This window comes from Micrococcus sp. iso_239, assembly GCF_056173395.1.
Genome location: NZ_CM149672.1, coordinates 1,964,279 through 1,987,324 on the forward strand (window position 1 = coordinate 1,964,279; position 23,046 = coordinate 1,987,324).

At 73.1% G+C, this 23,046-nt stretch carries 22 protein-coding genes; 13 read left to right on the forward strand and 9 right to left on the reverse strand.

The window, feature by feature from the left end; all coding sequences use genetic code 11:
• The first annotated feature begins 22 nt into the window (after positions 1-22).
• The 9 genes from AC0VX2_RS09165 (at position 23) to AC0VX2_RS09205 (ending at position 12,191) form a co-directional block, all read left to right on the forward strand.
• Entirely contained in the window at positions 23-1,756 is a 1,734-nt protein-coding gene (locus AC0VX2_RS09165) for a long-chain-fatty-acid--CoA ligase (RefSeq protein WP_063189979.1), read from the forward strand.
• Positions 1,753-2,538: an enoyl-CoA hydratase/isomerase family protein gene (locus AC0VX2_RS09170; RefSeq protein WP_063189977.1), complete on the forward strand. Its 786-nt coding sequence runs from the start codon at positions 1,753-1,755 to the stop codon at positions 2,536-2,538. Before AC0VX2_RS09165 ends, AC0VX2_RS09170 begins: the two co-directional genes overlap by 4 nt.
• Positions 2,539-2,574: 36 nt before the next feature.
• Positions 2,575-3,729, forward strand: coding sequence for an acyl-CoA dehydrogenase family protein (locus tag AC0VX2_RS09175; RefSeq protein ID WP_063189975.1), 1,155 nt, complete (start codon positions 2,575-2,577; stop codon positions 3,727-3,729).
• 111 nt (positions 3,730-3,840) lie between these two features.
• Positions 3,841-6,087 carry a S9 family peptidase gene (locus tag AC0VX2_RS09180; RefSeq protein WP_475432576.1) on the forward strand — a complete coding sequence of 749 codons (2,247 nt, stop codon included), beginning with the start codon at positions 3,841-3,843 and terminating at the stop codon, positions 6,085-6,087.
• A gap of 274 nt (positions 6,088-6,361) precedes the next feature.
• Positions 6,362-7,369 (forward strand): IS481 family transposase, encoded by a 1,008-nt coding sequence (locus AC0VX2_RS09185; protein ID WP_101966247.1) that lies wholly within the window; start codon positions 6,362-6,364, stop codon positions 7,367-7,369.
• Between the two features lie 11 nt (positions 7,370-7,380).
• Positions 7,381-8,364: a 1,4-dihydroxy-2-naphthoyl-CoA synthase gene (locus tag AC0VX2_RS09190; RefSeq protein ID WP_475432577.1), complete on the forward strand. Its 984-nt coding sequence runs from the start codon at positions 7,381-7,383 to the stop codon at positions 8,362-8,364.
• Positions 8,365-8,395: 31 nt separating this feature from the next.
• Positions 8,396-9,961 (forward strand): aspartate-alanine antiporter-like transporter, encoded by a 1,566-nt coding sequence (locus AC0VX2_RS09195; protein WP_400394760.1) that lies wholly within the window; start codon positions 8,396-8,398, stop codon positions 9,959-9,961.
• A gap of 48 nt (positions 9,962-10,009) precedes the next feature.
• Entirely contained in the window at positions 10,010-11,191 is a 1,182-nt protein-coding gene (locus AC0VX2_RS09200) for an AMP-binding protein (protein WP_036382952.1), read from the forward strand.
• A gap of 127 nt (positions 11,192-11,318) precedes the next feature.
• The gene (locus tag AC0VX2_RS09205; RefSeq protein ID WP_036381010.1) at positions 11,319-12,191 is read left to right on the forward strand and encodes a 1,4-dihydroxy-2-naphthoate polyprenyltransferase; all 873 of its coding nucleotides are present in this window, start codon (positions 11,319-11,321) and stop codon (positions 12,189-12,191) included.
• A gap of 57 nt (positions 12,192-12,248) precedes the next feature.
• Here the strand turns inward: AC0VX2_RS09205 and AC0VX2_RS09210 are convergent, their stop codons facing one another.
• Positions 12,249-12,524 carry a DUF4229 domain-containing protein gene (locus tag AC0VX2_RS09210; protein WP_036381007.1) on the reverse strand — a complete coding sequence of 92 codons (276 nt, stop codon included), beginning with the start codon at positions 12,522-12,524 and terminating at the stop codon, positions 12,249-12,251.
• 69 nt (positions 12,525-12,593) lie between these two features.
• Here AC0VX2_RS09210 and AC0VX2_RS09215 point away from each other — a divergent pair, with 69 nt between their 5' ends.
• The gene (locus tag AC0VX2_RS09215; RefSeq protein ID WP_036381004.1) at positions 12,594-12,998 is read left to right on the forward strand and encodes a PLDc N-terminal domain-containing protein; all 405 of its coding nucleotides are present in this window, start codon (positions 12,594-12,596) and stop codon (positions 12,996-12,998) included.
• 15 nt (positions 12,999-13,013) lie between these two features.
• Here the strand turns inward: AC0VX2_RS09215 and ccsB are convergent, their stop codons facing one another.
• The 5 genes from ccsB to AC0VX2_RS09240 form a co-directional block, all read right to left on the reverse strand.
• Positions 13,014-14,111, reverse strand: coding sequence for a c-type cytochrome biogenesis protein CcsB (gene ccsB, locus AC0VX2_RS09220; protein ID WP_049147932.1), 1,098 nt, complete (start codon positions 14,109-14,111; stop codon positions 13,014-13,016).
• Between the two features lie 2 nt (positions 14,112-14,113).
• Positions 14,114-15,808 (reverse strand): cytochrome c biogenesis protein ResB, encoded by a 1,695-nt coding sequence (resB, locus tag AC0VX2_RS09225; RefSeq protein WP_102708766.1) that lies wholly within the window; start codon positions 15,806-15,808, stop codon positions 14,114-14,116.
• A complete protein-coding gene (locus tag AC0VX2_RS09230; protein ID WP_041104065.1) occupies positions 15,805-16,560 on the reverse strand; it encodes a cytochrome c biogenesis CcdA family protein in 756 nt (251 codons plus the stop codon). Before AC0VX2_RS09230 ends, resB begins: the two co-directional genes overlap by 4 nt.
• A gap of 15 nt (positions 16,561-16,575) precedes the next feature.
• Entirely contained in the window at positions 16,576-17,193 is a 618-nt protein-coding gene (locus AC0VX2_RS09235) for a TlpA family protein disulfide reductase (protein ID WP_070709690.1), read from the reverse strand.
• A 154-nt stretch (positions 17,194-17,347) separates the two neighbouring features.
• Positions 17,348-18,022, reverse strand: coding sequence for a histidine phosphatase family protein (locus AC0VX2_RS09240; RefSeq protein WP_041104030.1), 675 nt, complete (start codon positions 18,020-18,022; stop codon positions 17,348-17,350).
• A gap of 125 nt (positions 18,023-18,147) precedes the next feature.
• On the opposite strand from AC0VX2_RS09240, the gene AC0VX2_RS09245 reads away from it, so the two are divergent.
• Entirely contained in the window at positions 18,148-18,873 is a 726-nt protein-coding gene (locus AC0VX2_RS09245; RefSeq protein ID WP_070709878.1) for a Bax inhibitor 1 family protein, read from the forward strand.
• Positions 18,874-18,879: 6 nt separating this feature from the next.
• On the opposite strand, the gene AC0VX2_RS09250 is transcribed toward AC0VX2_RS09245, so the two are convergent.
• The 3 genes from AC0VX2_RS09250 to AC0VX2_RS09260 all read right to left on the reverse strand — a co-directional run bounded on the left by AC0VX2_RS09250 (position 18,880) and on the right by AC0VX2_RS09260 (position 20,760).
• Positions 18,880-19,149, reverse strand: a complete 270-nt coding sequence (locus AC0VX2_RS09250; protein ID WP_070709880.1) for a glutaredoxin family protein — start codon at positions 19,147-19,149, stop codon at positions 18,880-18,882.
• Positions 19,150-19,244: 95 nt separating this feature from the next.
• Positions 19,245-19,343, reverse strand: coding sequence for a 30S ribosomal protein bS22 (locus tag AC0VX2_RS09255; protein WP_005504750.1), 99 nt, complete (start codon positions 19,341-19,343; stop codon positions 19,245-19,247).
• 163 nt (positions 19,344-19,506) lie between these two features.
• Positions 19,507-20,760 carry an acetoin utilization protein AcuC gene (locus AC0VX2_RS09260; RefSeq protein ID WP_100058714.1) on the reverse strand — a complete coding sequence of 418 codons (1,254 nt, stop codon included), beginning with the start codon at positions 20,758-20,760 and terminating at the stop codon, positions 19,507-19,509.
• A 135-nt stretch (positions 20,761-20,895) separates the two neighbouring features.
• Between AC0VX2_RS09260 and AC0VX2_RS09265 the strand changes: the two genes are divergently transcribed.
• Both AC0VX2_RS09265 and AC0VX2_RS09270 read left to right on the forward strand, forming a co-directional pair.
• Entirely contained in the window at positions 20,896-22,371 is a 1,476-nt protein-coding gene (locus AC0VX2_RS09265; protein ID WP_102708767.1) for a TrkH family potassium uptake protein, read from the forward strand.
• Complete coding sequence (locus tag AC0VX2_RS09270) at positions 22,364-23,041, forward strand: potassium channel family protein (RefSeq protein WP_396729101.1); 678 nt, start codon at positions 22,364-22,366, stop codon at positions 23,039-23,041. The genes AC0VX2_RS09265 and AC0VX2_RS09270 overlap by 8 nt, the downstream gene beginning before the upstream one ends.
• Positions 23,042-23,046: the final 5 nt, after the last annotated feature.

A 23,046-nucleotide genomic window follows, 5' to 3' on the forward strand; every position in this document is an offset into this window, starting at 1 on the left:
CCTGACCACTTCTGGAGGAACCATGAGCACCGCGCCCCGCCGCCGCGTCACCGGATACCCCTCGACCTCGGGGGACGACGTCCAGCTGAACACCACCACCCTCATCCGACACGCCGCCCGGACCCACGGCGACCAGGAGATCGTCTATCGCACCCCGGACGGGGGGTGGGACCGCTACACGTACGCCGAGGCCTACGAACGGATCCGCCGCGCCGCGAACGCCATGACCGGCCTCGGCGTCAGCCCCGGCGACCGCGTGGGCGTCATCGACTGGAACAGTCGGCGACACTACGAGCTCTACTGGGCGATCCCCGGCATCGGCGCGACGATGGTCCAGGTGAATCTCCGCCTCGCACCCGAAGACCTCGTCCACGTCCTCACGGACAGCGGGTGCACCACGGTGTTCGTGGACGAGTCCCTGCTGCGCCACGCCGAGGTCATCGCCCCGCGTCTGCCGGAGGTGACCACGTGGGTGGTGATGACGGACCGCCCCCTGTCCGAGATCGAGACGACGCTGCCGGGCGTGCGGCACTACGAGGACCTCCTGGCCTCGGCCTCCCCGGACGTCGACTGGCCGGAGGTCGAGGAGACCTCCGCCTACGGCGCGTGCTACACCACCGGCACGACCGGCCGGCCGAAGGGGGTGTTCTACTCGCACCGCGCGATCGTGCTGCACTCGTATGCCCTGGCCGCCTCGATCGGCATGACGCTCCGGGACGCCACCATGATCATCACCCCCATGTTCCACGGCCAGGCCTGGGGCCTCCCGCAGGCCGCCACCCTGATGGCGAACAAGATCGTCCTCCCCGGCCGCTACATGGCGGAGGACACCGCCCCCCTGACCGACGCCCTCATCGCCGAAGAGGTGACGATCACCAGCGGCGCCCCCGCCATCTTCCAGCCGATGCTCGCCTACATCGAGACCCTGGACGAGAAGCCGGACCTGAGCCGGCTGCGCATGATCTCCGGGGCGACCGAGCCGTCGTTGTCGCTCATGCGGGGATTCCGCGACCTCACGGGCGCGGAGGTGGTCCATGCCTACGGCGCCACCGAGACCACTCCCCTGGTCACGGTGAACCGCTACAAGCCGGGTGTGCTCGCCCGCCTCGACGAGCCCGCCCTGATGGACCTCAAACGCAAGCAGGGCCTGCCGTTGACCAACGTGGACCTGCGGATCGTCGGGCCGGGTGATGAAAACCTGCCCTTCGACGGCGTCAGCCAGGGGGAGATCTGCGTGCGCGGGCCGTGGGTCACGACGGGGTACCACGGCATGAGCGAGGCCGACGCCGAGGGCCGGTTCCTCGACGGCTACTGGCGCAGCGGCGACGTCGGCACCGTCGACTCGGACGGCTACCTCAAGGTCACCGATCGCCTCAAGGACGTCATCAAGTCCGGCGGCGAGTGGATCTCGTCGATCGACATGGAGAACCTGCTGACGAGCCATCCGGCCATCACGGAAGCCGCGGTCGTCGGGCTGCCCCACCCCAAGTGGCAGGAGCGCCCATACGTACAGGTGATGCTTCGTCCTGGAGCGACGATCACGCTCGCCGAGGTCCACGAGCACCTGAGCGGGGCGTTCGCCTCGTGGCAGCTCCCGGAGCGCGTGGACGTGGTCACGGAGCTCCCCCGCACCAGTGTCGGGAAGATCGACAAGAAGACGATCCGCGGCCGGCACACGGACCTCTATGCGGACGCGTCGGAGGCCGCCCGCCCCGGCGGCGGGGCCGGCGACGTCGAGGAAGGCGGCCGAGCATGACCCGCGACATCATCCGGACCGAGCGCATCGGCCCCGTCACCGTGATCCACCTGCAGGACGACCGGGCCCTGAACGCGTTGGGGTCGGCGCTCGTGGCCGGCCTCGCCGATGCCCTCGAGCACGCCCAGCAGGACCCGGAGGTGCGCGCCGTTGTGATCACCGGCTCCGACCGCGCGTTCTGTGCCGGTGCACACATCCCGGAGGTGCTCGCCCTCCGCGAGGCCCTCACCGCCGACCCGGACGCCGAGGTCTACCTCGACCGGCTGTTCGACCTGCTCGCCGCGAGCCCCCAGCCGGTGATCGCCGCGGTGCGCGGACTCGCCCTCGGCGGTGGCTGCGAGCTGGCCCTGGCCTGCGACCTCGTCGTCGCCGGGGAGTCCGCGTCCTTCGGACTGCCCGAGGTCCGGCTCGGCGTCATCCCCGGCGCCGGCGGCACACAGCGGCTCGTCCACGCGATCGGCAAGGCCAAGGCCACGCGGATGCTCATGACCGGTGAGTCGGTCGACGCTGCGTGGGCCGAGTCCGCGGGCCTGGTCGCCGAGGTCGCGGCGGACGAGGACGTCGTCGCCCGTGCGGTCGACATCGCCCGGCGCGCCGCGGACAACGCGCCAGGCGCGGTCCGCCTCGCCGTCGGCTGTGCCCGCCGCGCCCAGGACCTGTCGTTGACCGACGGCCTGGCCCACGAGCGCCGGGCCTTCCTGGAGGCGCTGGCCTCCGACGACGCCGCCGAAGGGATGAGCGCATTTGCGCAGAAGCGGCGCCCCGTCTTCGGTTCCCGCTGACCGACACCGACACACTGAGACACCGAGGAGAACACCATGATCCTGGATTCGTACCGATCCCCCTGGCTGACGGAGGACGCGGAGGCCCTGCTCGAGCACTGCCGCGACTTCCTGGCCCGCGAGGTCGTCCCCCACGAGGAGCGTTGGGCCGAGCAGCACGGGGTGGACCGCGACCTGTGGACCAAGGCCGGAGAGGCCGGCCTGCTGTGTCCCTCCCTGCCGGAGGAGTACGGCGGGGCCGGCGGCACCTTCGCGCTCGAGGCCGCGATCCTCACCGAACAGGGTCGCTGCTTCGACGACGCGTGGGGATTCAGCATCCACTCCCCGATCGTCGCGCACTACATCCTGGCGTACGGCACCGAGGAGCAGAAGCAGCGGTGGTTGCCCGGGCTGGCCTCGGGAGAGCTGGTCGGGGCGATCGCCATGACCGAGCCCAACACCGGGTCGGATCTGCAGGCGGTCCGCACGCGCGCCACCCGCGACGGGGACCACTACGTGATCAACGGTTCCAAGACCTTCATCTCGAACGCCACGCACTGCGGCCTGCTGCTCATCGTGGCGCGGACGGGAGACGAGCCCGGTGGCCGCGGTCTGTCCCTGATCGTCGCGGAGACGGACGGCCTCGAGGGCTTCGAGCGCGGCCGGGTCCTGAAGAAGATCGGTCAGCACGGCCAGGACACCCGCGAACTCTCCTTCTCGGACATGCGGGTCCCCGTGTCCCACCTGCTCGGCCCGGACGAGGGCCAGGGCTTCGTGCAGCTCATGGCCCAGCTGCCTCAGGAACGGCTCACCCTGGCGGTGCTGGCCGCGGGCGTGTGCGAGGCCGCCGTGCGCGAGACCATCCGGTACACCAAGGAGCGTCACGCGTTCGGCGAACCGCTGATGTCCTTCCAGAACACGCAGTTCGTCCTGGCGGAGTGCGTCGCGGACACGCTGGCGACCCGGACCCTCGTGGACCAGTGCATCGTCGCCCACGTGGACGGCACGCTGACCGCCGCAGACGCCTCCATGGTGAAGTTCTTCGCCAGCGACATGCAGAACAAGGTGGTCGACCGCTGCCTGCAGCTCTTCGGCGGGTACGGGTACATGGAGGAGTACCCGATCGCCCGGGCGTTCACGGGCGCCCGCGTGCAGAAGATCTACGGCGGCACCAACGAGATCATGAAGATGCTCGTGGCCCGGGCACTCTGAGCCACACCCCCGCCACCCCCGACGGCGGCGCACCGGACCGGTGCGCCGCCGTCGTCGTGTGCGGCGCGGGGGTGTCGGCCCCGCCCCGCGCGGCGTGATGGGATGGGCCGCATGCCCCAGACCACGTCGCACGCCCCCGTCCCGCCGTCCGCCTGCGCCGAGCCCGTGACCCGCCGCCACCACGGCCACACGTTCCAGGACGACTTCGAGTGGCTGCGCGGCAAGGCGGAGCCCCGCGTGCTCGAGCACCTGGCCGCCGAGAACGCGTACACCGAGGCCGTGACCGCGGACCAGGCGCCGCTGCGCGAGGCGATCGTCGGCGAGATCAAGGCCCGCACGGTGGAGACGGACCGCTCCGTGCCCGCCCGCCGGGACGGGTGGTGGTACTTCGTGCGCACCCGCGAGGGCGCCGAGTACCCGATCCACTGCCGCGTGCCCGCACGCGACACCGGCGACCTCGAGGCCGACTGGACCCCGCCCGTCATCACCCCGGACGCCGCCCTGCCGGGCGAGCAGGTGATCCTGGACGGCAACGCCGAGGCCGAGGGCCACCCGTTCTTCGCGCTCGGCGGCCTGCACATCAGCCCGGACGCCACCCGGGTGGCCTACGCCGTGGACCACACCGGCGACGAGCGCTTCACCCTGCGCGTGCGCGAGATCGCCACGGGCGAGGACCTGCCGGACGCGGTCGAGAACGTGGCCCACGGCGTCCGCTTCGACCGCTCGGGCACCCGCGTGTTCTACACCGTGTGGGACGACTCGTGGCGGCCGTACCAGGTCAAGGCCCACGTGCTCGGCACCGACCCGGCCGAGGACGTGATCCTGCACGAGGAGGCCGACCCGGGCATGTGGACCGGCTTCGAGGGCGTGGCCGACCGCACCCAGCTGCTGATCGGCGTCGGCAACTCGGAGGTCTCCGAGACCCTCGTGGTCGACCTGCCGGAGGACCCCGCCGCGCCCCTGCCGGCCCCGCGCGTGCTGATCCCCCGCGCGTGGCGGATGCTCGCCGACGTCGAGCCCGTCACCGACGCCGACGGCGTCCGCCGGCTGCTCGTGGTCCACGACCGCGCCCTGGACGACGACGGCGCCCCCGTCGCCGCGCCCAACGGGATGCTCTCGGTGGTCGCCGAGGCGGACGTCGCCGACCGCGGCGCCTGGCGCACCGTCGTGCCGCACCGCGAGGACGTGAAGGTCGACGGTGTCATGGTCACCCTGACCCACGCCGCCCTGGCCGTGCGCCGGGAGACGACCCCGCGCGTCGTCGTCACCGAGCTGGACGCCGTGCTGGCCGGGCAGGCCGCGCACTGGCGCGAGCCCGCGTTCGACGAGGAGCTCTACGCGTGCCATCTGTCCGCGACGGCGGCCGAGTCCCCGTTCCTGCGGCTGGCCTACACGTCCTGGATCACGCCCGCGCGCGTGCTGGACGTCTCGGCGGCGACGGGCGAGGTGCACCTGCGCCGCGAGACGGAGGTGCCCGGCTACGACCCGGCCGACTACGTGGCCGAGCGCGTGTGGGCGCCGGCGTCCGAGCCGTCGTCGGTGACCGGGGAGGACGTGCGGATCCCCGTCACCGTGATCCGGCGCCGCGACGTGAAGCCGGACGGGACGGCCCCGTGCGTGGTGTACGGCTACGGCTCCTACGAGATGTCCATGGACCCCGTGCTGGGTGTGGCCCGGCTGTCCCTGCTGGACCGGGGCGTGGTGTTCGCGGTCGCGCACGTGCGCGGCGGCGGCGAACTGGGCCGGCGCTGGTACGAGGACGGCAAGAAGCTGGCCAAGCGGCACTCCTTCACGGACTTCGTGGACGCCACCCGGCACCTCGTGGACCTCGGCTGGGCGGACCCGGCGCGTGTGGCCTGCATGGGCGGCTCGGCCGGCGGCCTGCTCATGGGCGCGGTGCTGAACCTCGCGCCGGAGCTGTACCGGGCGTGCCTGGCGGTGGTGCCGTTCGTGGATGCGCTCACCACCATCCTCGACCCGGAGCTGCCGCTGTCCGCGCTCGAGTGGGAGGAGTGGGGCAACCCGATCGAGGACGCGGCCGTGTACGAGGCCATGCGCGCCTACACCCCGTACGAGAACGTGCGGGCGGTGGACTACCCGGCGATCGCCGCGGTCACCAGCCTGCACGACACCCGCGTGCTCTACGTGGAGCCCGCCAAGTGGGTGGCGCAGCTGCGCCGCACCGTCACCTCGGACCAGGCGAGGCCGCTGGCCGACGGCGGCGCGCCCGTGCTGCTGCGCACCGAGATGGACGGTGGGCACGGGGGCGCCTCCGGCCGGTACCAGGGCTGGGAGGACACCGCGTGGGAGTACGCGTTCCTGCTCACGGCGCTGGGGGCGACGGCGCGGATCGACTGAGCCGGGGCGGGGCCCCGGCAGCCCGCGCAGCCGTCGATGCGCTGGTGCGCCGCGCGCGTGAACCAGAGAGTACTGCTGTCAGAACGGCCCTGGGACGACCGAATTGTCTGGCTCGCGGAGGAGGCGGGCGGCTCGCCCCCGGCTCGCCCGGCGGGCCTAGATGTTGTGGGTCATGAGGTTCTTGACATCCGTACCGGGCTGAGATGAGACGAGTGGGCCCCGCCCCGCAGGATGGAAGTTCCTACACCACCCACCTGCCAGAAGAGACCCACTCATGACTCACGCTAACGCACCCCTGACCCCGACCGGCCGGCTGCGCATGGTCCAACGCCACCTGCACGACGGGATCCCGCAAGCACACGTGGCAGCCGAGTTCCGCGTGAGCCGGCCCACGGTGGCCACCTGGGTCGCCCGCTACCGCGCCCAGGGAGAAGCCGGCCTTCAGGACCTGCCCAGCCGGCCGCACCGTTCACCTGCCCAGCTCGATCCGGTCCTGGTCGCCCAGATCCACGCCCTGCGGCGGGAGCGCAAGTGGTCCGCACGGCGCATCCATCACCACCTCGCCTCCGAAGGCCACCAGCTGTGCCTGCGCACCGTGGGGAGGTGGCTGCACCGACTCGGGATCTCCCGCCTACGGGACCTGACCCCGGCCGGAGAAGACCTGCGCCAACGACCCCAGAAGATCACCGCCCGCGGCCCGGGGCACATGGTGCACCTGGACGTGAAGAAAATCGGGCGCATCCCCGAGGGGGGAGGCTGGCGTGCTCACGGCCGGGACTCCGAGAACGCGCGAGCGGCCAAACGCGGGCCTGGCCGACGGGTCGGGTACACCTACCTGCACTCGGCGATCGACGGGTACACCCGCCTGGCGTACACCGAAGCGTTGGAGGACGAGAAGGCGGTGACCACGATCGGGTTCTTCTGCCGGGCGAGGGCGTTCTTCGCCGCCCACGGCATCACCGTGGACCGGGTGATCACGGACAACGGCAACAACTACCGGGCCGTGGACTTCACCCGGAAGGTGGTCTCGCTCGGGGGCCGGCACCACCGGATCCGCCCATACACCCCGCGTCACAACGGGAAGGTCGAGCGGTACAACCGGCTGATGGTGGACGAGGTCCTCTACGCCCGCCCGTACTCCTCAGAGACGGCCCGGCGTGAGGCGTTGGCAGTGTGGGTGAACCACTACAACTACCATCGGCCTCATACCTCCTGCGGAGACGCTCCTCCGGCCTCACTGGCACCGACCCGAGTCAACAACGTCATGCCCTCCTACACCTAGACTCGGGCCCCATGAGCACCCCGCAGCCCGACGCCGCCCGCCCCGACCGTGACCGCCTCCCCGAGCAGGTCTCCGACCTCTTCGACCCCGTGCGCTGGCGCGTGGTCGAGGGCTTCGACTTCGAGGACCTGACCTACCACCGCCAGGTGGAGCGCGACGCCGACGGCCGCTGGGTGCGCGACCTGCCGACGGTGCGCATCGCCTTCGACCGCCCCGAGGTCCGCAACGCGTTCCGCCCCGGTACCGTGGACGAGCTCTACCGCGCCCTCGACCACGCCCGCATGACCCCGGACGTGGGCACGGTGCTGCTCACCGGCAACGGCCCCTCCCCCAAGGACGGCGGCCACGCGTTCTGCTCCGGCGGGGACCAGCGCATCCGAGGCCGCGACGGCTACCGCTACGCCGAGGGGGAGACGGCCGAGACCATCGACCCGGCCCGCGCCGGACGCCTCCACATCCTCGAGGTCCAGCGCCTGATGCGCACCTCCCCCAAGGCGATCATCGCCGTCGTGAACGGCTGGGCGGCCGGCGGCGGCCACTCACTCCACGTGGTCGCGGACCTCACCCTGGCCTCCCGCGAGCACGGGAAGTTCAAGCAGACGGACGCCACCGTGGGCTCCTTCGACGCCGGCTACGGCTCGGCCCTGCTCGCCCGGCAGGTGGGCCAGAAGCGCGCCCGCGAGATCTTCTTCACGGCGCGCGAGTACTCGGCCGAGGAGATGGTGGCCATGGGCGCCGTCAACGAGGCCGTGGACCACGAGCGCCTCGAGGAGGTCGCCCTCGAGTACGCCGCGGACATCAACCGTCAGTCCCCGCAGGCCCTGCGCATGCTCAAGTTCGCGTTCAACCTTCCCGACGACGGCATGGCCGGCCAGCAGGTCTTCGCCGGCGAGGCCACGCGCATGGCCTACATGACGGACGAGGCCGTGGAGGGCCGGGACGCGTTCCTGCAGAAGCGCGACCCGGACTGGTCCGCCTTCCCGTACCACTTCTGACCGACCACCACGGCAGGACGGGGACCCGCCCATGCTCGCACTGCTCAACGACCAGCCCATCCTCGTCCTCATGGCCACCGTCGCCCTGGGCGCCGCCGTCGGCACCATCCCCCTGGGCAAGATCCGCCTCGGCGCCTCGGGAGCACTGTTCGTGGGCCTGCTCGTCGGGGCGGTGCTGCCCGACGTCGGCGACCGGCTGGCCCTGTTCCAGAGCTTCGGCCTGGCCCTGTTCGCCTACCTGATCGGGCTCGGCGCCGGCAAGGTGTTCTTCCGGGACCTGCGCCGCAACCTGCCCCTGATGCTGGCCGCCGTCGTCGTGGTGATCCTCACCGCCTTCACGGTGCACCCGCTGGCCGCGCTGCTCAACCTGGACCTGCCGACGGCGATCGGCGTGTGGACGGGTTCGCTCACCGCGACGCCGGCGATGGCGCTGGCGAACCAGCTCACCGGCGGGCAGGCCCCGGCCGTGGGCTACGGGCTGTCCTACCTGGTGGGCGTGGTCGGCACCATCATCGCGATCACCCTGCTCGCCGCCCGCCCGTGGAACAGTTCCCCACGCGATCCGGCGCCGGTGACCGACGGCAAGCTGCGCTTCACCGCTGCGGTCGCCACCTCCGCGATCGCCGTGCGGGAGATCCCCGGGATCTCCGAGGGGCTGGTGCGCGTGGTGGCGCTGCGCCACGGCGGCGTGGCCCGGATCGCCGGCTCCGCCGACCGGATCGAACCCGGGGACGAGGTCGTCCTGGACGGCACGGAGCAGAACATCGACGCGGCCGTGGAGGCCTTCGGCCGCCGCACCGGCGCCGACCCGGCGCGGGTGATGAACCCGCTGCAGACCTCCATGGTCATCGTCACGGCCCGCGCCCTGGCCGATCTCCGCCTGGGCACGCTGTCCCTGCGCGAGCGCTTCGGCACCGACGTCGCCCGGCTGCGGCGCGACGACGTCGAGTCGCTGGCCACCCCGCAGACCGAGCTCAAGGTCGGCGACCGGGTGCTCATCGTGACCACCGCGCCGCGGATGGAGGCGGTGCGCGACTTCTTCGGCAACTCGACCCGCGGGCTCTCGAACCTGGACTGGATCTCCCTGGGCACGGGCATGGCGCTGGGCTACCTGCTGGGCATGGTGACGATCCCGCTTCCGGGCGGGGCCTCCTTCTCCCTCGGCCCGGCGGCCGGGTGCATCCTCGTCGGCCTCGCCCTCGGTGCGATCGGCCGAACGGGACCCACGGTGTGGGAGCCGTCCACGGAGATCGCGCTGACGCTGCGGCAGTTCGGCCTCATGCTCTTCCTGGGCGTGGTGGGCCTGGCCGCCGGCCCGGCGTTCATCGAGACGGTGTTCACCCGGGTCGGCGGGCTGGCCATCCTGATGTCCGCCGTGCTCACCGCGCTGACCGCGGCCCTGCTCATCGCCGCGGCACGGCTGCTGGGGCAGTCCGTGGATCGCACCTACGGGGCGCTGGCGGGCATCACGGGCCAGCCGGCGATCCTGGACTACGCGCTCTCCCGGTCCACCGACGCCCGCGTGACCGAGGGGTACGCCCAGCTGTTCGCGCTGATCATGGTGGTCAAGATCGCCACCGTGCCGTTCATGCTCTGACCGGCCGGGCGGATCCGTCCGACCGTCGGGCCTCCTACACTCGGGGCCATGCCCGCCACCGCCGATGCCCTCGCCCGCGCCACGGACGCCCTCGCGGCGGCCTTCGACGGCGGCGCCCCCGTCGAGCTGACCGCCGACGGCGCCGTCCTCGCCCGACCCGAGGCCCGCGATTCACTCCGCTGCGGCGACCCGGACGCCGTCGCCGTGGTGCGCACCTCCGGGTCCACGGGCACGCCGAAGCAGATCGTCCTGACCGGCGCGGCCCTGCGCGCCTCGGCCGCGGCCACGGCCCGGCGGCTCGGCGGCGAGGGGGCGTGGCTGCTGGCCCTCGGCGTGCACTACGTGGCCGGGCTCGCCGTGCTCTCCCGCTCGATCGCGGCCGGGACCGCACCCGTGGCCCTGCCACCGGGCCCGTTCACGCCCGCGTCGTTCGCCACCGGGGCGGCCGCCCTGCCCGACGACGCCGGCCCCCGGCTCGTCTCGCTCGTCCCCACCCAGCTCGCCCGCCTCCTCGCGGCCGACGCCGACCCGGCCGGGCGGGCGGCCCTGCGTTCCTTCGACCGCGTGCTCGTGGGCGGCGCCCGGCTCGATCCCGCGCTGCGGGCCGCGGCCGAGGCGGCGGGGGTGCGCCTCACCGCCACCTACGGCATGGCCGAGACGTGCGGCGGCTGTGTCTACGACGGCGTGCCGCTGCCCGGCGTCGCCGCCGCGGTGGCCCCCGACGATCCCGACGCCCCGCCGCGCGTGCGCCTGGCCGGGCCCATGGTGGCGGCCGGCTACCTCGACGACCCCGCCCGCACCGCCGCCCACTTCGTCACCGCCGCGGACGGCGCCCGTGCCTTCCTGACCGAGGACACGGGCGTGCTCTCCCCCACCGACGACGGCGGCGTGCGGCTGGCCGTGACCGGCCGCCTGGACGACGTCGTCATCACGGGCGGGGTGAAGGTGTCCGCGGCGGCCGTGACCGCGGTGCTCGAGGCGCACCCGGGCGTCGCGGCGGCCCACGTGGCCGGCGTGCCGGATCCCGAGTGGGGCGCCCGGCTGTGCGCCGCCGTCGTGCCCGCCCACCCGGCCGCGGCCCCCGACGAGGCCGTCCTGCGCGCCCACGTGCGCGAGGCGCTGGGTGCGGCCGCGGTGCCCAAGACGTGGCTCGTCCTCGACGCACTGCCGCTGCTCTCCACCGGCAAGACCGACCGGCAGGCCCTGGCCGCCCGGTTCACCGCCGGCTGAGCGCCGCCCCGCCCGCGTGGGAGAATGAGCCGGGCCCGGCCGACGTCGGGCCCCGGCCGTGCTCCGCCGTCGACCCGGCCCGCCGCGCGCCGCTGCCCACCCCGCTCCCCAGGAGGAACCCCCGCCCATGGCCGCCACGCTCTCCCAGTGGGTCGCCGCCGCGCGCCTGCGCACGCTGCCCATGGCGATCGCCCCCGTGATCGTCGGTTCGGCCGCCGCCGCGGAGCTCGGCTCCTTCCACCTCGGCGCAGCGCTGCTGGCCCTCGTGGTGTCGCTCGCGCTGCAGATCGGCGTGAACTACGCCAACGACTACTCGGACGGCATCCGCGGCACCGACGACGAGCGCGTCGGCCCCTTCCGGCTCACCGTCTCCGGGCTCGTGCCCGCGGTCCAGGTGAAACAGGCGGCCTTCGCGTCCTTCGGCCTCGCCGGGCTGGCCGGCCTGGGGCTCATCCTGCTCTCGGGGCACTGGTGGTTCCTGCTGGTCGGCGTCGCCTGCGTGCTGGCCGCGTGGTTCTACACCGGCGGGAAGCGGCCGTACGGGTACCTCGGCCTCGGCGAGGTGTTCGTGTTCGTGTTCTTCGGGCTGGTGGCCGTCCTCGGCACCACGTACACCCAGGCCGACGCCGTCAGCGGCCTGGCCTGGGCCGGCGCGATCGGCTGTGGGCTGATCTCCACGGCCCTGCTCATGGCCAACAACATCCGGGACATCCCCACGGACCGCGAGGTCGGGAAGATGACGCTGGCCGCCCGCCTGGGCGACGGACCCGCGCGGGCGTCCTACGCCGTCATGCTGGCCGTCGCCCTGCTGCTGCCGCTGTTCTGGGTGGCGGTGCACCCGGGGCTGCTGCTCGTGCCGATCGGCGGCCTGCTCGCGATCCGGCCGATCCGCACGGTGCTGCGCGCCGACGACCGCCGGGCGCTGATTCCGGTGCTGCGCGCGACCGGCGTGATCGGGATCGTCTACGCGATCACGTTCACCCTCGGCGCGCTGCTCTGAGCCGCACGGGATGACGGCGGCGCCGGCGGCGTCATCCGCCCCGTCGCCCCGCGGGGCTCACTCGCGGAACCGGCCCTCGGTGTAGGCGTCCTCGGCGTCCGCGTCGGCGGTCTCGGTGCGGCCCCGGCGGCCCGGGCGGCCCTCCCACGCGGCGGACAGGTCCTCGGTGGCCCCCGTGCGCAGGCGGCCGAGGAAGAGGTAGCTGATCGCGAACGTCAGGATCGTGGCCGCGATCACCCCGAAGATCATCCCGAGGTCCATCACGTAGTAGAACAGCGCCCACAGGGCGACGAAGACGACCACGCGGACCAGACCGTAGAAGAAGATGCGCACCGGTCCATCCTACGAGGACGGACGCCCCGCCCGCCCGCCGACCCCACAGCCCGCGCCTAGACTGGCGGGATGGGCCGCTTCATCATCCCCGCCGCGATCATCCTCGCCGGACTGACCCTCTACGCGCTGTTCGAGGCGCTGCTCACCCCCGCCCGCGAGGTGCGCAGCCTGCCGAAGACGGCGTGGGTGGCGGTCATCGTGCTCGTGCCGCTCGTGGGGCCGCTGCTGTGGCTGCTGCTCGGCCGCGCCCGCCCGGCCGGCGCGGGCGGACGGGCCGCACCCCGGCCCTCCGGGGCCCCGGACGACGACGAGGCGTTCCTGCGCAGCCTGCGCGTGCAGCGCCGCCAGGACGCCCGCGAGCAGGACCTGGACCGCCGCGAGGCCGAGCTGCGGGCCCGCGAGGAGGAGCTGCGCCGTCGTCGGGAGCAGGGCGACGACGACGCCGACCCGGACGGCGACGGGCCGCGCGCCTGAGGGGCCCCGCCGGACTCAGCCGGGCAAACCCGCGTACGAGTGCAGGCCCGGGAAGTACGTGTTGACGATCGTGTAGTTGAACACGATGCACAGGAAGCCCACGATGCTCAGCCACGCGGCGCGGGCACCGGTCCAGCCGCGGGTGGCGCGGGCGTGCAGGTACGCCGCGTACACCACCCAGATCACGAAGGTCCAGACCTCCTTGGTGTCCCAGTTCCAGTAGCGGCCCCACGCGGCCTCGGCCCAGATCGCACCGGCGATCAGCGTGAAGGTCCACATGACGAAGCCGACGGCGTTGAGGCGGTAGGACCAGTTCTCCAGCCCCTGCGCGGCCGGCACGAGGCGCAGGAACGCCCACGAGCGCTCGCCCGCCGCAGCGCGCTTCTCCGCGCGGTCCTGCAGCAGCTGCAGCACGGACATCGCGGCGGTCAGCGCGAACAGCGAGCTGGCCAGCACGGCGATGGACACGTGGATGACGAGCCACGGCGTCTGCAGCGGCGGCTGGAGGTGGCCCACCGGCGTCGGGAAGCCCATGGTGGCCGCGCACATCATCGCCACGACGATGCCGGTGACGAACGTGCCCACGAAGCGCAGATCCTTGCGCAAGAGGAACAGCAGGTAGACGGTCGTGATCACGAGCGCGCCCGTGGTCATGAACTCGTACAGGTTGCCCCACGGCACGCGGGAGGCGGCGAGGCCGCGGGCGACGACGGCGAACGCGTGCAGCGCCCAGCCGACGGCCAGCACGGCCACGGCCACGTTGGCGACCGGGCGGCGGCCGCCGCCCGTGTAGTCCATGTCCTCGTCCACGAGGTCGTCGTCCGCGTCGACGCCGGGCTCGGCGGCGGCCGGCCGGGCCGTGTCGGAGTCGCTCGCGCCGACCGCCGTGGACCCGCCGACGGCGACCCCCACGGTCTCGCGGGCCGGAGCGGTGCGCACCTGCCCGCGCTGGGCCGCGAGGTCGGCCTCGAGGCGGCGGATGGTGGCCGAGGCGGTGGCCATGTCGATGGTGAACAGGATGAACGCCGCCGCGTACACGAGCGCGGCGATGAGCATGAAGAGGTCGCTGTACAGCGCCAGCTGCTCGTTCACGGGGGCCGTGGGGTTGAACACTGTCAGTCTCCTGATCGGGCGTCGGCGGGGCCGGCGGGGGTCTCGGGGGCGGTGGGGGTGGACTGGGGGGCGGCACCGGCCGCGGCGTCGTCGGCCGTCTCGGTGGCGGCGACGGGCCACCAGCGCTCCATGGCCGAGCGCAGGGCCACGTGCTCCTCGTGCAAGCCGAACTCCTCGCCGCGGGCGAGCAGCGCGTACTCCACGCGGGTGCGGCCGGCCTCGTCGGTGCGGGCGCGGACCCACACGCGGCGGCGGCGGACGAACAGGCTGATGACCAGCCCGAGCAGGGCGGTGCCGGCGAACACGCCGACGCCCCACTTGCCCGGGTCGTAGTGGATGTCCAGGCCGACGTAGCGGCGGACGCCGTCGAAGCTGATGGAGCCCTTGCCCTCGGGCAGCTCGTACGTCTGGCCCGGGCTGAGCACGATGCCGCCGTTCTCGTTGGTGCGGCTGTTGAGCTCGGTGAGGGATGCGGTGTCCAGCACGTACACGTTCTGCGGGCGGCCGGTGTCCAGGCCGAGGTCCCCGTAGTACGAGTTCAGCTGCAGCTCCGGGTTGAGCAGCTCGGGGTCCGCGGAGAACGCGGCGCCTTCCTCGTCCTCCACCGCCGAGGGCAGGAAGAAGCCGACGAAGCCCAGCTGGTCCGGCCGCGCGTCGGGGACCTTGATGGTGGCCTGCGAGCCGTAGTTCTGGTCGAACACGCGGGTGACCACGGGGCCCTGGAAGGCCACGTCCCCGGCGCCGTCGCGGATGGTCACCACGGGCGCGTAGCCGTTGCCCACGAGGTAGACGCGCACGCCGTCGATGTCCAGCGGCTGGTTGACCTTGAGGATCTGGCGCTGGAGCTCGCCGCCGGAGCCCTCGCGGACGTCCATGACGGCGGTGTAGTCCAGCGGCTGGCCGTAGTGGGTCTCGGACTCGCGGTCGAACACGGCGTCGAAGGAGTCGAGGGTGAGGGAGAACGGCTGGAGGTCGTCCGCGCTGAAGTAGGTGCCGGGGGTGAAGGAGTCGTAGGCCACGAGGTTGTTGGCGAAGCCCTCGCCCTCCACGATGATCTTCTGCCCGCCGTACTTGGTCATGCCGCCGTAGGCCATGAACACGAGCACGCCGATCAGCGAGACGTGGAACAGGATGTTGCCGATCTCGCGCAGGTATCCGCGCTCGGCGCCCACGGACGCGCCGCCGGCCTCGGGGCGGTGCTCCACGCGGTAGCGGCGCTTGCGCAGCCACGCCTGGGCTCTGGCCACGGCCTCCTCGGGGCTCGGGCCGCCCTCCTCGAGGACGACGACGCCGGAGGCCGGCAGGCGCGTCAGGTTGCGGGGGGTGCGGGCCGGGGGCTGGCGCAGGGCCTTGGCGTGCTGGATGGCGCGCGGCCACACGCAGCCCACGAGGGAGACGAACAGCAGCAGGTAGATGGCCGAGAACCAGACGGAGTTGTAGACGTCGAAGAACTGCAGGGCGTCCAGGACGGGGCCCCACACGGGGTTGTCCTCGATCCACTGGTCCACGATCTCGGGGCCGGCACGGCGCTGGGGCACGAGGGAGCCGGGCACGGCGGCGACGGCGAGCAGGAGCAGCAGCATGAGCGCGGTGCTCATGCTGGTCAGCTGGGTCCAGATCCAGCGCAGGGTGCCGGTGAGGCCCAGCTGAGGGAGGGCGACGTCCTCCGAGCGGGCGCGGTCGGCCTTCGAGCTCACAGGGGCATCCTCCATTCGTTGGCGAACCAGAACTGCAGCTGCGTGGTCCAGTGCGTCCACACGCCGGTGACCATGAGCAGGCCGAGCAGCACCAGCAGGGCGCCGCCGAGCCGCATGATCAGCACGCGGTGCCGCGTGAAGAACCCGACCGCCCGCATGCCGCGCTCCATGCCGACGGCGATGAGCACGAACGGCACGCCGAGGCCCAGGCAGTACAGGAACGCCAGGAGCGCCCCGCGCCCGAGCGAGCCGGAGCCCGCAGTGGACATGGCGAGCACGGCCGCCATGGTCGGGCCGATGCACGGGGCCCACCCGAGGCCGAAGGTCATGCCGAGCAGCGGCGCCCCGGCCAGGCCGGCGGCGGGCTTGAGGTGGAGGCGGCGCTCCTGCTGGAGACGTCCGCCACCGCCCATGAACACCAGACCCATGAGCGCCACGAGCACGCCGAGCACGCGGGTGACCCACTGGCCGTCGCGCTGCAGCCACACCATGGCCTGCGTGAAGACCACGCTGATCGCCACGAACACCACGGCGAAGCCGAGCACGAACAGCACGGCGCCGAGCACGAGGCGGCCGCGGCGCCGGGTGGTGAGGACGTCACCGCCCAGGCCGGTGACGTAGCCGAGCCAGCCGGGCACGAGCGGCAGGACGCACGGCGAGAGGAAGGAGATGAGCCCGGCGAGCAGGGCGATCGGGGCCGCGAGCAGCAGTGAGCCGTCCAGCGCGATATCGGCGAAGGGATTGTTCTGCATGGACACGGCGGCCACTCAGGCCGCGGCCTCGTCCACCACGGTGGTCAGCAGCGCGCGCAGGGTGGACTCCTCCACGGCGCCGAGCACCCGCGCGGCCACGCGGCCCTCGACGTCCAGGACGAGGGTGGAGGGCACGGCCTGCGGGGGCACGTAGTCGGTCATGTTCAGGAGCACGTCCCCGCGGGCGTCCTCGATGGACGGGTAGGGGATCTCGAAGGTGCGCTCGAAGGCCTGCGCGGTGGTGACGGTGTCCCGGACGTTCACGCCGAGGAACCGCACCCCCTGCGGGGCGAACTGCTCGTGCAGGGAGACGAGGTGGGGGGCCTCGACGCGGCACGGCGCGCAGGCGGCGTACCAGAAGTTCAGCAGGGCGGGGGTGCCGCGCAGGCTCGCGCCGGTCACGGGGGTGCCGTCGAAGAGCTCGGCGGCGAACTCCACGGGGGCGCCGCGCTCGGCGGGGGCGATCTCCAGGACGGAGCCGTCGCCGGCGACGTAGTTCTTGCCGTCCGCGTTGCCCGCCTGCCGCGCGAGCGAGTCGTCACCGCCCGAGCAGGCCGCGAGCGCCGGCGCCAGGCTGGCGAGGGCGAGGCCGGTCAGCAGGGTGCGGCGGGACGGACGGGGCGGGGTGTGCATGGCGTGACTGCCCTCCAGGGGATGCGCGGCGCTGGATTCCGGGGACCTGGGGAGTCTACTGTCCGCCCCGCATTCTGACTGAACCCTGGACGTCACACCCCCACCCCGTGGGAGGCCGCGGCCGGCGTCGTCGACGCCGGCCGCCGTCGGGGCCTCAGGCGCCCGGCAGGGAGGAGGCGTCCTTGAGCAGGGCCTGGTTCGGTTCGTGGTACTCGACGCGCGGCACCCTGCGCCCTTCCTCGTACACGAGCGAGGTCACGGAGGTCAGCGAGCACTCACGCCGGCGCGGGTCGTGCCACAGCGGACGGCCCTCGACGGCCAGGCGCGTCACCCAGATCGGCAGCTGGTGCGAGACGAGCACGGACTCGGCGCCGGGCCCCTCGGCGGCCACGGCCTCGCCGCGGAGCCGGTCGACGACGGCCAGCATCCGGGCGGCCTGCGCGCGGTACGGCTCGCCCCAGGACGGGCGCAGGGGATTGCGCAGCCGGGGCCACAGCCGCGGGTTCCGCTTCAGCGACGCCGCCACCTGGGACATGCCCTCGAAGGCGTTCTCCGCCTCGATCAGGTCCGGCTCGGTGACCAGCGGCAGGTCGAACGCGGCCGCGATGGGCGCGGCGGTCTGCTGCGCGCGGGTCAGCGGGGAGGCGGCGACGACGGCGGGCGCCCGGCCGGTCTGCGCGGCGCGCTCCGCGAACCACGCGGCCACGCCCCGGGCCATCTCGTGGCCGAGCTCCGAGAGCCCGAACTCCGGCAGGCGGCCGTAGAGGACACGATCGGGGTTGTGGACTTCTCCGTGGCGGACCAGGTGGACGGTGGCGAGCGTCTGCATGGGGCCAGTCTGGCAGAGGCGGACCGGTGGCCCCGGCGGTAGCGTGGGGCACAGCTCGGCGCGACCGCGCCGCCACCCCCGTCCGCACCGAGGCGCCGCGAGCGTCGGCGTCGCTAGGAGGCCCCATGTCCGGCACCTCGCCCACCGATCCCCACGGCAGCCAGAACCCGTACGGCACCGCCCCGCAGGGGCCGACCCCGGGCTCCCCTGACCCGGCGGGCGCGAGCCCGTACGGCCAGAACCCCTACGGCGCACCGCCGGCGACTCCGTACGGCGCCCCGGGCCAGACGGGGATGTCCCAGGCCCCCTCCCCCCACGGCCCGGCCGGCTGGCAGCCTCCCGGCCCGGTCGAGCTGCCCCCGCGGCCGCGTTCCCTGACGGCCGCGTTCTGGCTGATCGTCTCGGGCGGCCTCCTGCTGCTGGCGACGACCCTGCTGGCGGCCTTCGCCCTCACCCAGCCGGAAGGCCAGGCCGCGATCCAGCAGGAGCTGGACCGGTCCGTCGAGCAGATGGATCTGCCCGCCGACCAGGCGGAGCAGATGCGCGCCATGATGGACGGGATGCTCCCGACCCTCGCCACGACGGCGGCCGTGTTCGGCGTGCTCGCGTTCCTCGTCTACCTGTGGGTGGCGTTCGCGATCCGCGGCGGCTCGCGCGCCGCGCGCATCGTCGGAACGGTGCTGGCGGCCCTGTCCGTGCTGGTGCTGGTCTCCAACGCCGTGATGGGGGCGTTCAGCCCGCTGGACCTGGTGTGGGTGGGCCTCGGCGTCGCCGGCATCGTGCTCGCCTACCGCCCGGACGCCACGGAGTACATGCGGCTGAAGGCCTGGCAGCGCTTCGCGCGCCGCTGAGCCCGCTCAGACCCGCGGGGCGTCCAGGAGACGGCCCAGGCGGGCCGGGTCCACGCGCCAGAAGTCGCGCTGGACGCCGTCGACGAACAGCACGGGCACCTCGTCCGCGAACCGCTCGAGCAGGGCCGGGTGCGCGGCGCCGTCGACGGCCTCCCAGGCCTCGCCCCGCGCGTCGCACACCTGCGCCACCGTGGCCTCGGCCTCGGCGCACAGGTGACAGCCGGGCTTCACGAGCAGCTGGACGCGGGCGGTGGCGGCGGGCAGGTCGGCGGTCATGGCCCCACTCTACGGATCGCCGTCCACGACGAAGCCGCCGTCCCCCCGGAAGGGGACGGCGGCTTCGTCTCGTCAGCGCCCGGAGGGCGCGGGCGTCACTTCTTGTTGCGACGCTGGTGACGGGTCTTGCGAAGCAGCTTGCGGTGCTTCTTCTTCGACATGCGCTTGCGGCGCTTCTTGATCACAGATCCCATGGGGACTCCTTGAATCGGGGCGAGGGTCGGCGGTCGTGGGACCGCAGGCATCCGGGGCGCCGGACACGCCGACCCGCATTCCACCGGATGTGGAACGCCTGGAAACGTTCTCGGCCACAATACCGGCCGCACGGGCCGCGGTCGAACCGGGACGCGGGCCGGCTCAGTCGAACCAGGAGTCCAGCCCGTGCAGCGGGAACACCTCGCGGCGCGTGGCCATGATCGACTGGTCCACCGGGTCGGCCGGGTCGTAGCCCACCTCCCACGAGCGCCACCACACGTCCGCGTCCTCGCCCATCACGGTGGGGATCCGCTCGGCGTCGTCCCCCACGTGCACGGACATGTCCCCGGTCAGCTCGTCCGCGGTGAGGGCCCGGACGTGCTCGATCCAGGCGGCGGGGATCTCGCTCTTCACCGGGATCGGGGTCTGCAGGACGGCGGCGGTCAGGTGGGCCCACGCGCGCGGCACCACCCGCAGCGGGTTGTAGCCGCCACCCCCGGTGGCCAGCCACCGGCCGTGCGCGAACCGGTCGGCCCAGTCGCCGACGTCGAACGCGAGCTGGCGCTGGCCGTCCACGGTCAGCCGCAGGTCGGCGAGCGGGTCCGTGAGGTGGCCGTCGCAGCCGTGCTGGCTGACCAGCACGTCCGGGGCGAACGCCTGCAGCAGCGGCGGGACCACGGCGTGGGCGGCGCGCAGGAAGCCGGCGTCGCCGGTGCGCGGGGGCAGCGCGACGTTCACCGCCGTGCCCTGGGCGGCCGCGCCGCCGATCTCATTGGCGAAGCCCGTGCCCGGGAACAGGCTGATGCCCGTCTCGTGCAGGGAGATGGTGAGCACGCGGGGGTCGTCGTAGAAGACCGACTGCGTGCCGTCGCCGTGGTGCGCGTCCACGTCGACGTAGGCCACGCGCTCCGCGCCGAGGTCCAGCAGGCGCTGGATGGCCACGGCGCAGTCGTTGTAGATGCAGAACCCGGACGCCGAGGACCGGGCGGCGTGGTGCATGCCGCCCGCGAAGTTCACGGCGCGGTCCACCTCGCCGGACCAGATCGCCTCCGCGGCCACGAGGGAGCCGCCCGCGATCCGGGCGGCGGACTCGTGCAGGTCCGGGAACACGGGACAGTCCTCGGTGCCCAGGCCGAAGCGGCCGTCCTCGGCCGACGACGTCGCCGCGGCCCGGCGGACGGCGGCGACGTACTCGGGGTCGTGGACGAGGGCGAGCTGCTCGTCCGTGGCCACGGGCGGCTCCACGATCCGCACGTGGGGCGCGTCCAACAGGCCGAACGCCTCCACGAGCCGGTGCGTGAGGTCCAGCCGCAGGGGCGCCATCGGGTGCTCCGCGCTGAACCGGTAGCGGAGCAGGCTGGAGTCCCACACCACAGCGGCGGGGGTGGGAGCGGGAGGGGCGGACGTGGTGCTCATCACGGTCCAGCCTAGGGCTCCGGGCGGCACGGTGGCGACGATCGCCTCGGATGTCTCGCCCGCGTGACGCGCGGGCCACGGGGCGCGCGATACTGGGAGCCGGTCCGTTCCCCGTCCCCGTGCAGGAGGTGCCCCGTGGCAGGTCCCCGTCCGACCCCGCACGCCCGCCGCCGCGGCGGGGTGCGCCGGCCCGGCGGACTCCCCCGGCCCGGCCAGGCCTCCACGCTGGAGTCCTCGACCGACCTGCGCACGGCGCTGCGGCGCTCGGGCCGCGCCGTCAGCTCCGTGGTGGGCGGCTCCCCGGCCCGCGCCGCCCTCTCCGCCTTCGCCCTCATGGCCCTGGTGTTCACCGGGCTCCTCGCCCTGCCGTGGGCCGCGGCGGACGGCCACGCCACCCCCCTGCACGACGCCATGTTCACCGCGGTCTCCGCCTTCTCCGTGACCGGTCTGACCACCGTCAACACGGCCGTGCACTGGTCCCCCGCGGGCCAGGTGATCATCCTCGTGGCCATCCAGATCGGCGGCCTGGGCATCCTCTCGATGGCCTCGCTGCTCACGCTGGCCGTCTCCCGGCATCTGGGTCTGAGGTCGAAGCTGGCGACGCAGCAGGCGGGCATGACCTCCGGGAATCTCGGCGAGGTCGGCCGGCTGCTGCGCGTCGTCGTCGTGACGGTGCTGACCGCCGAGGCCGCGCTGGCGTTCTTCCTCGTGCCGCGGTTCGCGGCCATCTCCGGCTCGTGGCTCACCGGCCTGTGGCACGGGGTCTTCTACTCGGTCAGCGCCTTCAACAACGCCGGGTTCACCCTCCACGTGGACGGCCTGCCGGAGATCATGCACGACCCGGTGATCATCACGGTGCTCGGCGTCGGCGTGTTCCTCGGTGCGCTCGGCTTCCCCGTGGTCATGGTGCTGCTGGAGAAGGGGTGGCGGTTCCGGCAGTGGAACCTGCACACCAAGCTCACGGTCGAGGTGACGCTGGCACTGCTGGTGCTCGGCGCCGTCGCCCTCTTCTTCTTCGAGGCGGACAACCCGGCGACCCAGGCCGGCATGGGCTTCTGGCAGCGGGTCGGGCACTCGCTCTTCGGCTCCGTGATGACCCGCTCCGGCGGCTTCGCGATCGACGACACGAACGCGCACCAGCCCGAGTCCCTGCTGCTCATGGACGCGCTCATGTTCGTGGGCGGCGGGTCCGCCTCCACCGCGGGCGGCATCAAGGTGACCACGCTGGCGATCATGTTCCTCGCGATCGTGGCGGAGGCGCGCGGCGACCGCGAGGTGACGGCGCACGGCCGCACGATCGCCCCCGAGTCCCTGCGCGTGGCCATCGCGGTGCTCGCCCTCGGTGCCACCCTCGTGCTCGTGGCCACTCTGGCGCTGGTGCACATCACCGACGAGTCCCTCCAGCGGCCCCTGTTCGAGGTGATCTCCGCGTTCGGGACGTGCGGGCTCTCCGTGGGCGTCTCCGCGGAGAGCCCACCGACCGGCAAGTACGTCCTGACGGCCATGATGTTCGCGGGCCGCGTTGGTACGATCACGTTCGCCGCCGCCCTGGCCCTGCGCCAGCGGCGCGTGCTCTACCGCTACCCCGTCGAGAGGCCGGTCATTGGCTGACACCCCGCAGCGCACCGATCCCAACGCCCCCGTGCTCGTCGTGGGGCTGGGCCGCTTCGGCGCCGCCACGGCCGAGGAGCTCGTCGCCCAGGGCCGCGAGGTGCTCGCCGTCGAGCGGGACCCCGTCCTCGTGCAGCGCTTCGCCCCCTCGCTCACCCACGTGGTGGAGGCGGACGCCACCGACCCCGAGGCCCTGCGCCAGCTCGGCGCGCAGGACTTCTCGACGGCGGTGGTCGGCGTGGGCACCTCCATCGAGGCATCGGTGCTGATCACCGTGAACCTCGTGGACCTGGAGATCCCCCACATCTGGGTGAAGGCGATCAGCGAGGCGCACGGCACGATCCTCAAGCGGATCGGGGCGAACCACGTGATCTTCCCGGAGCACGACGCCGGCGTGCGCGCCGCCCACCTCGTGAACGGGCGCATGCTCGACTTCATCGAGTTCGACGACGACTTCGCGATCGTGAAGATGTACCCGCCGGCCGAGTGCGTGGGCTTCACGCTCGCCGAGTCCAAGGTGCGCTCCAAGTACGGCGTGACCGTGGTGGGCGTGAAGACCCCGGGCGAGGACTTCACCTACGCCCAGCCGGACACCCGGGTGGGCCCGCGCGACACCCTCATCGTCTCTGGCCACACCGACCTCATCGACCGGTTCGCGGCCCGGCCCTGAGGCAT